This window comes from Enterobacter cloacae complex sp. P17RS, assembly GCF_014895885.1.
Taxonomy (GTDB): domain Bacteria; phylum Pseudomonadota; class Gammaproteobacteria; order Enterobacterales; family Enterobacteriaceae; genus Enterobacter; species Enterobacter bugandensis.
Map to the genome: position 1 here is coordinate 319,744 of NZ_JADBQK010000003.1, position 13,887 is coordinate 333,630.

The following is a 13,887-nucleotide window of genomic DNA, read 5'->3' on the forward strand; positions in this document are numbered from 1 at the left end:
GTTTTGAAAACTATAACCGCACATTGCGTTAATGAAAGGCAATAGGGAAAAGAAAAACTCCACTTTTAACTTATTAATGATTACTATTCTCATTATCAAAACGGCAATGCCATGACGTTGCCAGCCGGAAGCGATGTCAGCAGTACCCCCAATTTTCAAAAAAGGAATTGTTATGTCTTTACGCCATCTGTGCTCGCCACGCCTGAGTACGTCTCTGCTGTCTGCCGCTTTACTGTTTGCCGGAACCTTCCAGGCGCATGCCGCCGAAGAGATGCTGCGTAAAGCGGTGGGTAAAGGTGCCTATGAAATGGCGGTCAGCCAGCAGGAGAACGCGCTGTGGGTTGCGACGTCGCAAAGCCGTAAACTCGACAAGGGTGGCGTTATCTATCGCCTCGATCCTGCTACGCTGGAGGTGACGCAGGCCATTCATAGCGATCTCAAACCGTTTGGCGCCACCCTCGACGGCGCGACGCAAACCCTGTGGCTGGGTAATACGATCAACGGCGCAGTGACGGCCATTGATGCGAAAACGGGCGACGTGAAAGGGCGACTGGTGCTTGATAGCCGCCAGCGCAGTGAAACCGTCAAGCCGCTGCAGCCGCGCCAGCTGGTGGCGGATGACGCGAGCAACACGATTTACATCACCGGTGTCGGCAAAGAGAGCGTGATTTGGGTCGTGGATGGCGCAACGCTGAAGCTGAAAGAGACCATTGCCAACACCGGCACATACAGTACCGGTCTGGCGCTGGATGCAAAGGCGAAACGCCTGTACACCACCAATGCAGACGGTGAACTGGTCACCATTGATACCGCCACCAACAAAATCCTGAGCCGCAAAAAAGTGCAGGACGACGGAAAAGAGCACTTCTATCTGAATCTGAGCCTGGACACCGCCGGTCAGCGCGCGTTCCTGACCGATTCAAAACAGCCGGAAGTGCTGGCGGTGAGCCTGAAAGACGGCAGCGTGATCGAGAAAATCGCCGCGCCTGAATCCCTGGCCGTTCTGTTTAACCCGGCTCGCAATGAAGCCTACGTGACGCACCGTGAGGCCGGCAAGGTGAGCGTGATTGATGCGAAGACCTACAAAGTAACGAAAACGTTCGATACGCCGGTCTACCCGAACAGCCTGGCGCTCTCTGCGGATGGCAAAACGCTTTACGTGACGGTGAAGCAAAAATCTACCCGCCAGCAGGAAGCGACCCTGCCTGACGATGTGATTCGTATCGCGCTGTAATATAAAAAAAGGGAAGGCAAATGCCTTCCCTTTTTAATGCCTGTGTGATGCTTAACGCGAGGTCTCTTCCACCAGCGGCGCGTCGTGTTTTTCATCGTCTGGATGAACCGGCGCGGTGCTGTGAATTTCGTGAACGCGCTTACGCACGCCGAACCAGCCAGCGATCAGCAGCACGGCCAGCAGCGGGATGGTGGCGATGGTATAGGTGCCGTTCGGGTAGTCGAACGCCATCAGCACCAGCACGCTGAACAGGAAGAGCAGGGTGAGCCAGGAGGTCACCGGCGCGCCCGGCAGCTTGAAGCTGATATCTGCGGCTTTGCCTTCTTTAATGGCTTTACGCAGACGCATCTGGCAGACCACGATAAAGGCCCAGGAAGCGATAATGCCGAGTGCGGCCACGTTCAGAACGATCTCAAAGACCTGAGACGGCACCAGATAGTTCAGGAATACGCCGAAGACATACACCACCAGCGTGGCAAGAATGCCCGCGTAAGGCACGTGCTGCTTGCTCATCTTCGACATGAACTTCGGCGCTGAACCGCCCATCGACATGGAGCGCAGGATACGCCCGGTAGAGTAAAGACCGGAGTTCAGGCTGGAGAGCGCCGCCGTCAGCACCACGATGTTCATGATACTGCCCACGTAAGGCACGCCGAGCTTCGAGAAGAAGGTGACGAACGGGCTCTGGCCGGCCTGATAGGCGTTCCACGGCAGCAGCAGAACCAGCAGCACCACGGAGCCGACGTAGAACAGACCGATACGCCAGATCACGCTGTTAATCGCTTTTGGCACCATCGTTTGTGGGTCTTTACATTCGCCCGCAGCGGTACCGACCAGCTCAATAGAGGCAAAGGCAAACACCACGCCCTGCACCAGAACCAGCGCAGGCAGCAGACCGTGCGGGAAGAAACCGCCGTTATCGGTTATCAGGTGGAAGCCGGTAGCATTGCCATCCAGCGGCTTGCCGCTGCCGAGGAAGACGGTACCGACCACCAGGAAAATCACAATAGCGAGCACTTTGACCAGCGCAAACCAGAACTCCATCTCGGCGAACCACTTCACGCCGATCATGTTCATGGTGCCGACGATCGCCAGCGCGCCAAGGGCAAAGACCCACTGCGGCACATCACCGAACGCGCCCCAGTAGTGCATATACAGCGCAACGGCGGTGATATCGACGATACCGGTCATCGCCCAGTTGACGAAGTACATCCAGCCTGCCACGTAGGCGGCTTTTTCACCGAGGAATTCTCGGGCGTAAGAGACGAAGCTTCCGCTGGAAGGGCGATGCAGTACCAGTTCACCCAGCGCGCGAAGAATGAAGAAAGAGAAAATCCCGCACACCAGATAGACCAGGGCGAGAGCCGGGCCCGCCATCTGCAGACGCGCGCCAGCACCTAAAAACAGACCCGTTCCGATAGCGCCGCCGATGGCGATCATTTGAACCTGACGGTTGCCCATCGCTTTGTGGTAGCCCTCTTCGTGGGAGTTCAACCAGCGACGTTTCGCAGCGTGATGATCGGCTGCGCTTTTATTGCTTGTTTTCATTGAGTTACCTGTTTGCCTGTCTGAACCATTATCGTGATAGTCCTGCCTGGCAGAGCGCAATACAAACGATTGCTTCTGCGCAAACACATGCCGCCTTCCCAGTCATTCTGCGTATGGATAAGGCGAAACATGGCGAGGCATCCTACCTGCAATTCATAAGCGACGCAAAATATAACCGTGCCGAAAGTGATGCACGTCGAAGGAAATCGTGTGGTCAGAGCAGAGGGGGATCACAACACGCTGAATCGTGATGAGTTTTTAGTCAAAACAATCGCGACGTTGTTTATTTAATCATCAGATTCCCTTAATTATTACCAGATGGTATAAATTTTTACTGCCGCAGGGCATCGAGAAGCAACCTGAACGCGGTTGTGTGCTGTCGACGGCTTGGATAATAGAGGTGATATCCTTCAAACGTGGGGCACCAGGACTCAAGGACCCTGACGAGCCGTCCGTACTGAAGGGCGTCCAGGACCGAGGACTCGGGCACGTAGGCTAATCCGAGGCCACTCTCCGCCGCGTCGATGCGCTGCGACAGATTACTCAGTGTAAGCTGTCCTTCAACCCGCACCCGAAGCTCGCGCCCGTCGCGCTCAAACTCCCAGTCATACACTGCCCCTCGGGTGGGCAGGCGGAGATTGATACAGCGGTGTTCACCCAGCTGCTCCGGCACGAGCGGCACGCCAAAACGAGCCAGGTAATCCGGGGAGCCGACGACCGCCATGCGCATGTCCGGCGCTATCCGCACCGCAATCATATCTTTTGCCACCTGTTCACCCAGGCGTACCCCCGCGTCGAAGCGGCCATCGACGATATCTGTCAGGCCGTTGTCGACCGTCACTTCGACGTTGATTTCAGGATACTGCAGCATAAAAGCCTTCAGTGCCGGCCAGAGCACGGCGTCCATCGCGTGCTCGCCGGCGACGATGCGGATAGCGCCTGCGGGTTTGTCGCGGGTGCTGCAAAGCGCCGTGAGTTCCTGTTCGATCTCCTGCAGATGCGGGCTGAGGCGCGAAAAGAGCTGCTCACCCGCGGGTGTCGGAACCACGCTGCGGGTTGTGCGGGTTAACAGGCGAACGTCTAATCGCGCTTCAAGCTTGCGCATCGCATGACTCAGTGCCGATTGCGAGACGCCCAGCTGCGCCGCTGCGCGCGTAAAGCTGCGCTCGCGGGCCACTACCATAAAGGAGAGCAGGTCGTTGAAATTATCTTTTAGCATTGCGGTTCTATTTATGAATTTCAGTCATGTGTTCTATCTCATTATGCACCCTAATGCTCCAGAGTGCTTTGCGCTACTGTTAACGCAACAGTCAATAAGGAGCAAAAGATGAAAATTATCCGCAGCGGTTCATTACCTTCAGCAACAGGCCCGGAGGCCTGGTTTACCGGCGCTGTTCGCATTGACGCGCCCTTTCAGGCGAGCGAACCTGCCAGCGTCGGCGGGGCAACCGTGACCTTTGAGCCGGGGGCGCGCACGGCCTGGCATACGCATCCCCTGGGACAAACGCTGATTGTGACGCAGGGGCGCGGCTGGTTACAGGCGTGGGGCGAAGAGGCGGAAATCCTGAATCAGGGCGATATCGCCTGGATCCCACCCGGCGTGAAGCACTGGCACGGCGCAAGTGCGCAAACGGCGATGACGCATATCGCCATCGCCGAAGCGGTAAACGGCAGCCCGGTAACGTGGCTGGAAAAAGTGACCGACGAACAGTACCCGAACGGCTAACCGCCAAAAACGGCAATCGCCTGCTGCAGGCGCGGTTGATCAAACAGCAGCACCAGACTGGCCAGCTGCAGACGTTTCTCAGGGAATAAATAGACTGCCAGACAGGAGAGTAACACCGCCGCGGTAATACCAGGAAGCATTTCGTTAACAGAATGAAAACGTTATGATTCGGTCTCATTTTCGTAAATACAGGGAGGCTGAGGTGAAAATTAACGTCATCGGAACCAGCGGAAGTGGAAAAAGCACGCTGGCGAAGCAGATTGCGACCGAACTGGCTATTCCCTATATCGAGATGGACAGACTCTACTGGCGACCCGAATGGCAGGGAACGCCGGACGATGAGTTTCAGGAAAAGCTTGAGCAGGTGCTACAGGCGTCGCCAGACTGGGTACTCGACGGCAACTATAACCGCACGCGGCCCGTTAAATGGCGTAATGTAGACGTTGTCGTGTGGGTGGATTATGGGTTTGTTCGCACCCTCTGGCAGGCCGTCAACAGGGCAATCAAACGGGCCTGGCATAAACACGAGCTTTGGCCCGGAACCGGGAACAAAGAGAGTTTCCGGCGCGCGTTCTTAAGTAAAGAGTCGATTCTCATCTGGACGATGAAAACGTGGCGTAACAACCGCACGCGTTATGAAGCCGATCTGCAAAACCCGCAATATGGACATATCCGCTTCGTCCATATTACCCGCCGCGGGCAGGCGGAAACGCTGATTGCCGCCTTAAAATCTTATTCTTAGTAGGGTTTTATATATCTGATTTCCGGCAAACCAAATGTAAATTAATTGTTTCTCAGTGGTGAAATACGCCTTTAATAATGTCGACATGTTAAGTCAAACGAGAACGCAACATGTCATGGCGAATCAGCATTCTGGATAAAAGCCCCATCGCTGAAAATGAAACGGCTGCCGATGCGCTGGCGCGGACGTTAGCGCTGGCGCAACAGGCGGAAAATCTGGGCTATCACCGTTTCTGGATTGCCGAACACCACAATACCCCGCAACTCGCCAGCCCCTCGCCGGAACTGCTGATTGCCTGGATCCTCGGGCAAACGAAACGCATCCGCGTGGGCTCTGGCGGCGTCATGCTTCAACACTATAGCCCCTATAAAGTCGCTGAAAACTTTAACGTTCTGGCCGCGCTGGCGCCCGGTCGCGTGGATCTGGGCGTCGGGAAAGCCCCCGGTGGTTTGCCGCTCTCAACCCGCGCGCTTCAGCAGGGCCTGAATCAGCAGGAAAAGGGCAGCTTTGCCGAACAGCTGGACCAGCTCGACCGCTGGATCCGTCCTGAAAACCAGTCGGCGGAAGAGGCCGTTCGCGCCACGCCGTTGCCGCCGGTCCCTGCACAAGGTTTCCTGTTGGGGGCCAGCCCCGAAAGCGCGTTGCTCGCCGCATCGCTCGACTGGCACTTCGTCTTTGCCGCGCACCTGAACGGCGATCCGGAGCTGCTGCGCGAGGTGGTATCGATCTGGCGGAAGAACAGCGCGCGGGAGGTGATTGTGGCGGTGCAGGCGATTGTCGCGCCGACCCAGGCCGAAGCGGACGCGCTGGCGCAGAAGGTCGAAGTGTGGGGCGTTGAGCTGGCAAACGGCCAGCGCGTAACCGTCGCCAGCGAGGAGCAGGCCTACGCCTTTGCCCGTCAGGCGGGGAGCGAGCCGGTGCGCATTGCCCGTCGAGCCCAGTCGCTGCTGGCGGGCACGGCTGAGTCGGTGCTGGAACAGCTTAACGCGCTGCACGAACAGTGGGGCATTGACGAATTTATCATCGACACGCCGGTCGCGGAGGGGGCAACGCGCGTCGCGTCTCTGCGTCTGCTGGCCGAGGCGCGTCTTAACAGGGAGGTCACCGTATGAGCTTCGGCGAACAACTGATTGCCTGGCGTCGTGAGCTGCACCGGAACCCGGAGCTGTCCGGCCAGGAAGTGGAGACCACCGCGCGCCTGCGCCAGTGGCTGACGAATGCCGGTATTCCCCCACAGCCTTACGATCTGCCGACCGGGCTGGTGGCGGAAATCGGAACCGGTAGCAAGCTGATTGCGCTGCGGGCAGACATTGATGCCCTGCCAATTGAAGAGCGCAGCGGCGTGCCGTTTAGCTCGCAGCATGCAGGCGTGATGCACGCCTGCGGACACGATATCCACACCAGCGTGATCCTCGGCGCCGCGTTAAAGCTCAAAGAGCGGGAAGCCTCGCTTAACGGCCGGGTGCGTATCCTGTTTCAACCTGCCGAAGAGAACTTTGGCGGTGCGAAGAGCATGGTGCGTGCTGGTGCCCTGCGTGACGTCAGCGCCATTTTCGGCATGCACAACGAGCCCGGCCTGCCGGTCGGTGAGTTCGCCACCCGCGGCGGACCGTTTTATGCCAACGTCGATCGCTTCGTGATCCGCATTACCGGTAAGGGCGCGCACGCCGCACGTCCGCACGAAGGCAACGACGCCATTGTGCTGGCGAGCCAGCTGGTGACGGCGCTGCAAAGCGTCGCCAGCCGCAACGTCAACACGCTGGACTCGGTGGTGCTGAGCGTGACGCGCATCGCAGGGGGTAACACCTGGAACGTGCTGCCGGAAAGCGTCGAGCTGGAGGGCACGCTTCGCACCCATCGCACGGAGGTACAGCAGAACGTGAAGGCCCGCGTGGGCGAAATTGCCGCCGGGTTTGCCAGCGCCTTCAGCGCGCAGATCGACATTACCTGGTATGCCGGGCCCACCGCGCTGGTGAACGACGAGCGCTGGGCCGACTTCGCCACCTCCGTTGCCAGAGAGGCAGGCTATGAAACCCGGTATGCGGAGCTACATATGGGCGGGGAAGATTTTGCGGTCTACCTGCAGTCTGTTCCCGGCGCGTTTGTCAGCATCGGCAGCAACAGCCCGTATGGTTTACACCACCCGGCGTTTAATCCTGACGAAGCCCTGATCGAGCCCGCAGCCCGCTATTTTGCACAGCTGGCGGAAAAAGCCCTGCAACACGTTTAATTCTGGAGAGGTAAATATGTCTGCACATCGTCAACTGCGGCTTGGGACCATTTTGCATGGTGCATCGGGCAATATGTCCGCCTGGCGTCATCCGGCGGCGGTCGCGGATGCCAGCATTAATTTTGAATTTGTAAAAGAGACGGCGTTAAAAGCGGAGGAGGGCAAACTCGATTTTTTATTCGTTGCCGACGGTCTTTATATAAATGAGAAATCCATTCCGCATTTTCTAAACCGCTTTGAGCCGTTAACGGTATTATCCGCGCTGGCAAGCATCACTACGCGGCTGGGGCTGGTGGGAACGTTATCCACCTCCTACAGCGAACCCTTTACCACGGCGCGCCAGTTCGCCAGCCTCGATCATCTGAGCAACGGACGTGCGGGCTGGAACGTGGTGACTTCGCCGCTGGAAGGGTCGGCAAAGAACTTCTCTCGCGAAAAACACCCCGAGCATGCGCTGCGCTATCGCATTGCGGATGAGTATCTCGACGTGGTGAAAGGGCTGTGGGACTCCTGGGAAGGCGACGCGTTTATCCGCAACAAAGAGAGCGGTCAGTTTTTTGACCCGGCCAGGCTGCATACCCTCGATCACCACGGTGACTTCTTCCAGGTCGCCGGTCCGCTGAATATTGGTCGCACCCCGCAAGGGCGTCCGATTGTTTTTCAGGCGGGCGCGTCGGACGACGGGAAAAAGCTGGCGGCAAAACATGCCGACGCCATTTTCACTCATCACGAAACGCTCGACGAGGCAAAAGCGTTTTACCGCGACGTGAAGCAGCAGCTGGAAACAAACGGCCGCCGCGCGTCAGATTTACATATCTTCCAGGGCGTCAGCGTGATTGTCGGTAAAGACGCCGATGACGTGGAAAACCAGTATCAAACCACGGCGGCGCTGGTGTCGGTTACCGATGCCCTCAATTACCTCGGGCGTTATTTTGAACATCACGATTTCAGCCAGTATCCGCTCGACGAGCCGTTCCCGGATATCGGTGACTTAGGCAAAAACAGCTTCCGCAGCACCACCGATGAAATTAAGCGAAATGCCCGCGAGCGCAACTTAACCCTGCGCCAGGTGGCGCTTGAGGCCGCATCGCCGCGCCCGCGCTTTTCCGGCACGCCGGAGGAGGTCGCCGACGGTCTGCAGGCCTGGTTTGAAGGCTATGCCGCAGACGGCTTCATCATCCAGGGCGGTACGCCGGATACCTTTCCGCGCTTTGTTGACCAGGTGGTGCCCGTTTTACAGGCCCGCGGCCTGTTCCGCACCGACTACCCGGGAACCACGCTGCGCGAAAGCCTTGGCTTAGACCAACCGAAAAACCAGTTCACACAACAATAAAAGAGAACTCCGCTATGCAAAAAACATCGCTTATTCTGGCGCTCGCGCTGGCCTTTACCCCTGCCGTCTGGGCAGAGAATGTGAACATTAACGGCACCGGCGTGAGCATCGAGGCCAATAAAACGCCGATCAATACCGCCAAAAACAGCGATGCAGTGGCGCAGCTGCCGAAAGATTATCGCTTTGCCGTGCCGGGGAAATTTACCGTGGCGGTGGCGGGCCTGAATCAACCGCCGCTGACGGTATTTTCCGACGACAACAAAACGCTGCTCGGGAGTGAAGTTGACGTCGCCCGTCTGGTGGCCGACAGCCTCGGACTTGAGTTGAACGTGGTGCCAACGTCGTGGGAAGACTGGCCGCTGGGCGTGGCGTCCGGAAAATACGATGCCGCCATCAGCAACATTACCGTTACCAAAGCGCGCAAAGAGAAGTTTGATTTCGCCACCTACCGTAAGGACTCCCTCGGCTTCTACGTGAAATCGACCAGCCCGATCGAATCGCTTCAGAAGGCTGAGGACATCGCCGGGCTGCGGATTATCGTCGGCTCCGGCACCAACCAGGAGGCCATCCTACTGGCATGGAATGCTGAAAACCTGAAGAAGGGGCTGAAACCGTTTACCCCGATCTACACCAAAGACGATGCGGCGCAAACGCTGGCGCTCCAGTCCGGGCGCGCGGATGCCTACTTTGGCCCGAACGTGATTGGCGCATGGAAGGCGGCGCTGAACGGGAAAACTAAACTGGTCGGCAGCGTCGACGGCGGCTGGCCGAAGGCGGCGCACATTGCGGTGACGCTGAAGAAAGGCAGCGGGCTGGTTGAGCCAGTGCAAACCGCGCTGAACGGCGTAATTAAAAACGGCGATTACGACAAAGTGCTGAACCGCTGGGGGGAAGGCGTTGAGCGTATTCCGCAGTCAGAAGTGAATCCTGATGGCCTGGGTGATTAAGGAGGCGCTATGCGTGAACAATTTCGTGACGTTTCACCGGAAGATGCCGAACTTCAGCCCATTATCGAGGGGCTGTTCGGTGAATATGCTGCCCGCTACGGTGACTACTTCTCTAAAGACGCGGAAGTGGAACTCACCGAGTGGTATTTAGCGCCGCAGGGGCTATTTATCGTCCTGGAGCGTAACGGAAAAATCATCGCCACCGGTGCGTACAAACCCTTCGACGAACGCACCGCGGAAATCAAGCGCATCTGGACGGACAAAACCCTGCGTCAGCAGGGGCTTGCCGGACGCGTAGTGCAGGAGCTGGAGCGCAGGGCGGTGCTGGCAGGTTACAGCCAAATCTACCTGACAACCGGTTTTCGCCAGCCGGAAGCGGTCAGGCTCTATCTCAGCCAGGGCTACCAGCCACAGTTTGATCTGAACCGGGATCCGGAAGAGTACAGCCAGCCGCCGTTTGATGGTCGGCTGCGCTTCACTAAAACGCTGGTACGCGAAGCGTTCAGTAAAACCGCATGAGGAACGACGATGAGCAACGTTGAAACCATTAAGGTGGTCCCGGCGCGTTATCCGCTGCGGACCGTCGGCGCCGCGGTGGCGCTGTTTGTCCTGGCGATCGTGATCCAGTCCGTCGCTTTCAACCCGCGCTGGGAGTGGGCGGTGTTTGCCCGCTGGTTCTTCGACCCGGTTATTCTCGAAGGTGTAGGGCAGACTCTGCTGCTTACCCTGATCGGTACCGCGCTGAGCGTGGTGTTGGGCGGCATGCTGGCGCTGGCGAGACTCTCCTCGTCATGGCTGCTGAGCAGCCTGGCGTGGGGCTATATCTGGCTGTTTCGCTCGCTGCCGCTGATCGTGGTGCTGATCATTCTCTACAACTTTTCCTATCTCTACGACACGCTCTCCCTCGGCGTGCCGTTCACCAGCATTAGCTGGGGCAGCTTTGAGACCATTAACGTGCTCGGGCAGTTCTCCACCGCCGTGGTGGGGCTGACGCTGGTGCAGAGCGCCTACACCGCAGAGATTATTCGCGGGGGTTTCCTCGGGGTGGATCACGGCCAGTATGAAGCGGCCGCCGCGCTTGGCCTGCCGGCCTGGCGACGTACGGTGCGGATAATCCTGCCTCAGGCGTTGCGCACCATTCTGCCGTCCGGGTTCAATGAAATTATCAGCCTCGCCAAGGGAACGGCGATGGTCTACGTCCTGGCAATGCCGGAGCTGTTCTATACCATCCAGATGATCTACAACCGTACCCAGGAGGTGATCCCGTTGCTGATGGTCGGTGCCGCCTGGTATCTGGTGATTACCACCGTCTTGTCCGCTATCCAGTACGGTGTTGAACGCGCACTCGCCCGCAGCGAACGCCGCTCTGCGGTTAATCAGAACCGTGCCGCCCGTCGCACCCGTTCCGTCACCACCACGCCAGCACAGGAGCCTATCCATGCAAGCCTCTCCTGAAGGACATATCTCGATTACCGGTGTCAGCAAGTTTTTTGGTCGCCATAAGGCGCTCGACAACGTTTCGCTTGAGATCCCGCCCGGTTCCGTGACGGTCATTCTCGGGCCCTCAGGCTCGGGCAAATCGACGCTGCTGCGCACCATTAACCATCTGGAGCGCGTCGACGAAGGCTTTATTCAGATCGACGGGGACTACATTGGCTACCGTCGTCAGGGCGACAAGCTCTATGAGCTGAAGGAGAAAGAGATCCTCAAGCAGCGCGTCAACGTGGGCTATGTGTTTCAGAACTTCAATCTCTTTCCTCACCTCACGGTGCTGGAAAACCTGATTGAGGCGCCCATCGCGCATAAGAAGCTCAGCAAAAAAGAGGCGGTGGAAAGAGCGTACAGCCTGCTGGACGTGGTTGGGCTGCGGGATAAGGCCGACGCCTGGTCTCGCCATCTCTCCGGCGGGCAGCAGCAGCGCATTGCGATTGCCCGCGCGCTGGCGCTACGCCCCCGCGTGATGCTCTTTGATGAACCTACCTCGGCGTTGGATCCGGAGCTGGTGGGAGAGGTGCTGGACGTGATCAAAAAACTGGCCCGGTCCGGCACGACGCTGGTGGTGGTCACCCACGAGATCGGCTTTGCCCGCGAGGTGGCGGATCAGGTGGTGTTTATGGTCGACGGGAAAATCGTGGAGCAGGGCAGCAGCGACGCGGTATTGAACCGTCCGTCGCATGCGCGAACGCGCCAGTTCCTGTCAAAAGTGCTGTAAGGAGCGCAGATGAAATACGGACTTCTGGCGGGGCTGGTCTTCACAACGGCAAGCCACGCCAGCATCGATCTGAAAGCCAACGAGCAGCCGCTGCCGGTGACGGTGGATCGGCAGGCCGTGGCGAAGATCCCCGCCGGTTATAAATTCGTTGAGCCGGGTACGCTGACGGTCGCCGTCTCGATGCTGAACTCCCCGCCGCTGGCGCTGCTGGCCAGCGATAACCGCACGCGGATTGGCAGCGACCCGGATATCGCCCGCCTGCTGGCGGGCAGCCTGGGGCTGAAGCTAAAGCTGGTGCCAACGGCGTGGGAAGACTGGCCGCTGGGCATCGCTTCCGGGCGCTACGACGTGGCGCTGGTGAACATTGCGGTGACCGAACAGCGTAAAGAGAAGTTTGATTTTGCGACCTACCGCGTCGATTCGCTGGCGTTTTCGGTGAAGTCCACCAGCGAGATTCAATCAATCAAAAGCGCGGAAGATCTGGCCGGAAAAAAGGTGATTGTCGGCTCGGGCACCAATCAGGAGCGCATCCTGCTGGGCTGGAATGAAGAGAATAAAAAGGCGGGGCGAGCGCCTGCGCTGCCGGTCTATCTCCACGACGATGCCTCGGGCAATCTCTATATCCAGTCCGGCAGGGCGGACGTGTTCTTTGGCCCTCAGTCGGTTTCAGCTTACAAAGCGGCGCTCACCGGCAAAACCCGCGTGGTCGGTTTAGGTCCGAAAAAAGCTTATGTCGCCACCACGACCAAAAAAGGCAATGGGCTGGTGTACGCGCTGCAGGCCGCGCTGAACGGGGCGATTGAGCGCGGAGAGTACCAGAAAGTGCTGGCGCGCTGGGGGGAGCAGGGCGAAACGGTGGCGCAATCGGAGGTCAACCCGCCTGGGATAACCTACTAATGGTGCTCTACACTTAGGATTTTCACTCCTGAGGGGGCAACATGATGAAACTCTATGGCGTACCCGGCTGGGGCTCGGCAATCAGTGAAGTGATGCTGACCCTGGCTGATATCCCTTATCAATTTGTGAACGTTGACGGGTTTAACCAGCCCGGCCCGCAGCGTGAACTGCTGCAAAAACTCAACCCGCTGTGCCAGGTGCCGACGCTGGCGCTGGAAAATGGCGCCATCATGACCGAAACGGCGGCGATTGCCCTGATGGTTCTCGACAGATGTCCCGATCTCGCCCCGCCCGTGGGGCAGGCCGAGCGTCAGCAGTTTCAGCGTCTGCTTATCTGGTTCGTGGCGAACGTCTATCCCACCTTTACCTATGCCGATTATCCCGAACGCTGGGTGCCCGATGCGCCGGAACAGCTGCAGAAAAACTGCATTGAGTACCGGAAATCCCTCTATCTGTGGTTTGAAAATCAGCTTAAGGCCGCGCCGTTTGCGCTGGGTGAACGGCTGACGCTGCTGGATGTGTATGTTGCGGTGGCGCGCACCTGGGGGCCTCGCCATGAGTGGTTTGCGACAAATACGCCGAAGCTTACGGCGATTGCGGATACCGTGTGTCAGCTGCCGGAACTGCACAAGGTGTTAAAGGCAAACAACATTATCTGATAACGTGGAATGCTCACACATAACAGGAAGCCTGCATATGCCACACGTAGATATCAAATGTTTTCCCCGCGATCTTAACGATGAGCAAAAAACCGCGCTGGCGGCAGATATCGCCGAGGTGATAATTCGCCATTTCAACAGCAAAGACGGTTCAGTATCGGTGGCGTTGAACCAGGTAAATCCGGAAGACTGGAAAGCACAGGTCTGGGATACCGAAATCGAGCCGAAGCTGGACGAGTTGATTAAAAAGCCCGGGTATTCAATGTAATCTTTCGCCGGGTGAGGTCATCGTCTTACCCGGTTTCTCCTGCCGCTTACGCCTTCTTTTCGCAAAAAACGATAAAAATAAGTTTTATCTG

General features: G+C 57.9%; 14 protein-coding genes and 1 pseudogene. 12 read left to right on the forward strand and 3 right to left on the reverse strand.

Features of this window, described 5'->3' with window-relative positions; genetic code table 11:
- Positions 1-172: 172 nt before the first annotated feature.
- A complete protein-coding gene (locus IM265_RS02470; RefSeq protein ID WP_182033762.1) occupies positions 173-1,234 on the forward strand; it encodes a YncE family protein in 1,062 nt (353 codons plus the stop codon).
- 51 nt (positions 1,235-1,285) lie between these two features.
- Here the strand turns inward: IM265_RS02470 and ansP are convergent, their stop codons facing one another.
- Together ansP and IM265_RS02480 are read right to left on the reverse strand one after the other, a co-directional pair.
- Positions 1,286-2,782, reverse strand: a complete 1,497-nt coding sequence (ansP, locus tag IM265_RS02475) for an L-asparagine permease (RefSeq protein ID WP_028013287.1) — start codon at positions 2,780-2,782, stop codon at positions 1,286-1,288.
- Positions 2,783-3,113: 331 nt separating this feature from the next.
- Positions 3,114-4,001 (reverse strand): LysR family transcriptional regulator, encoded by an 888-nt coding sequence (locus IM265_RS02480; RefSeq protein WP_045260620.1) that lies wholly within the window; start codon positions 3,999-4,001, stop codon positions 3,114-3,116.
- Between the two features lie 108 nt (positions 4,002-4,109).
- On the opposite strand from IM265_RS02480, the gene IM265_RS02485 reads away from it, so the two are divergent.
- Positions 4,110-4,508: a cupin domain-containing protein gene (locus IM265_RS02485; protein ID WP_045260619.1), complete on the forward strand. Its 399-nt coding sequence runs from the start codon at positions 4,110-4,112 to the stop codon at positions 4,506-4,508.
- Here IM265_RS02485 and IM265_RS02490 read toward each other — a convergent pair.
- A complete protein-coding gene (locus IM265_RS02490) occupies positions 4,505-4,648 on the reverse strand; it encodes a hypothetical protein (RefSeq protein ID WP_154818592.1) in 144 nt (47 codons plus the stop codon). The two genes, IM265_RS02485 and IM265_RS02490, sit on opposite strands and share 4 nt — an antisense overlap.
- A gap of 62 nt (positions 4,649-4,710) precedes the next feature.
- On the opposite strand from IM265_RS02490, the gene IM265_RS02495 reads away from it, so the two are divergent.
- The 10 genes and pseudogenes from IM265_RS02495 to pptA all read left to right on the forward strand — a co-directional run bounded on the left by IM265_RS02495 (position 4,711) and on the right by pptA (position 13,796).
- Positions 4,711-5,250, forward strand: a complete 540-nt coding sequence (locus IM265_RS02495) for an AAA family ATPase (RefSeq protein WP_182033764.1) — start codon at positions 4,711-4,713, stop codon at positions 5,248-5,250.
- A 110-nt stretch (positions 5,251-5,360) separates the two neighbouring features.
- The gene (locus IM265_RS02500) at positions 5,361-6,362 is read left to right on the forward strand and encodes an LLM class flavin-dependent oxidoreductase (RefSeq protein ID WP_182033766.1); all 1,002 of its coding nucleotides are present in this window, start codon (positions 5,361-5,363) and stop codon (positions 6,360-6,362) included.
- The gene (locus IM265_RS02505) at positions 6,359-7,480 is read left to right on the forward strand and encodes an amidohydrolase (RefSeq protein WP_060571775.1); all 1,122 of its coding nucleotides are present in this window, start codon (positions 6,359-6,361) and stop codon (positions 7,478-7,480) included. Before IM265_RS02500 ends, IM265_RS02505 begins: the two co-directional genes overlap by 4 nt.
- Before the next feature lie 16 nt (positions 7,481-7,496).
- Positions 7,497-9,760, forward strand: a pseudogene (locus tag IM265_RS21960) (NtaA/DmoA family FMN-dependent monooxygenase).
- Between the two features lie 9 nt (positions 9,761-9,769).
- Positions 9,770-10,279 (forward strand): GNAT family N-acetyltransferase, encoded by a 510-nt coding sequence (locus IM265_RS02520; RefSeq protein WP_182033768.1) that lies wholly within the window; start codon positions 9,770-9,772, stop codon positions 10,277-10,279.
- Positions 10,280-10,288: 9 nt separating this feature from the next.
- Entirely contained in the window at positions 10,289-11,215 is a 927-nt protein-coding gene (locus IM265_RS02525; protein ID WP_047368635.1) for an amino acid ABC transporter permease, read from the forward strand.
- Positions 11,199-11,972 (forward strand): amino acid ABC transporter ATP-binding protein, encoded by a 774-nt coding sequence (locus tag IM265_RS02530; protein WP_182033770.1) that lies wholly within the window; start codon positions 11,199-11,201, stop codon positions 11,970-11,972. The genes IM265_RS02525 and IM265_RS02530 overlap by 17 nt, the downstream gene beginning before the upstream one ends.
- A 9-nt stretch (positions 11,973-11,981) precedes the next feature.
- The gene (locus IM265_RS02535; RefSeq protein WP_032644878.1) at positions 11,982-12,869 is read left to right on the forward strand and encodes an ABC transporter substrate-binding protein; all 888 of its coding nucleotides are present in this window, start codon (positions 11,982-11,984) and stop codon (positions 12,867-12,869) included.
- Positions 12,870-12,910: 41 nt separating this feature from the next.
- Entirely contained in the window at positions 12,911-13,528 is a 618-nt protein-coding gene (locus IM265_RS02540; RefSeq protein WP_182033772.1) for a glutathione S-transferase family protein, read from the forward strand.
- A 37-nt stretch (positions 13,529-13,565) separates the two neighbouring features.
- On the forward strand, positions 13,566-13,796 hold the full coding sequence (gene pptA, locus IM265_RS02545) for a tautomerase PptA (RefSeq protein WP_193030737.1): 231 nt from the start codon (positions 13,566-13,568) through the stop codon (positions 13,794-13,796).
- Positions 13,797-13,887 lie beyond the last annotated feature (91 nt).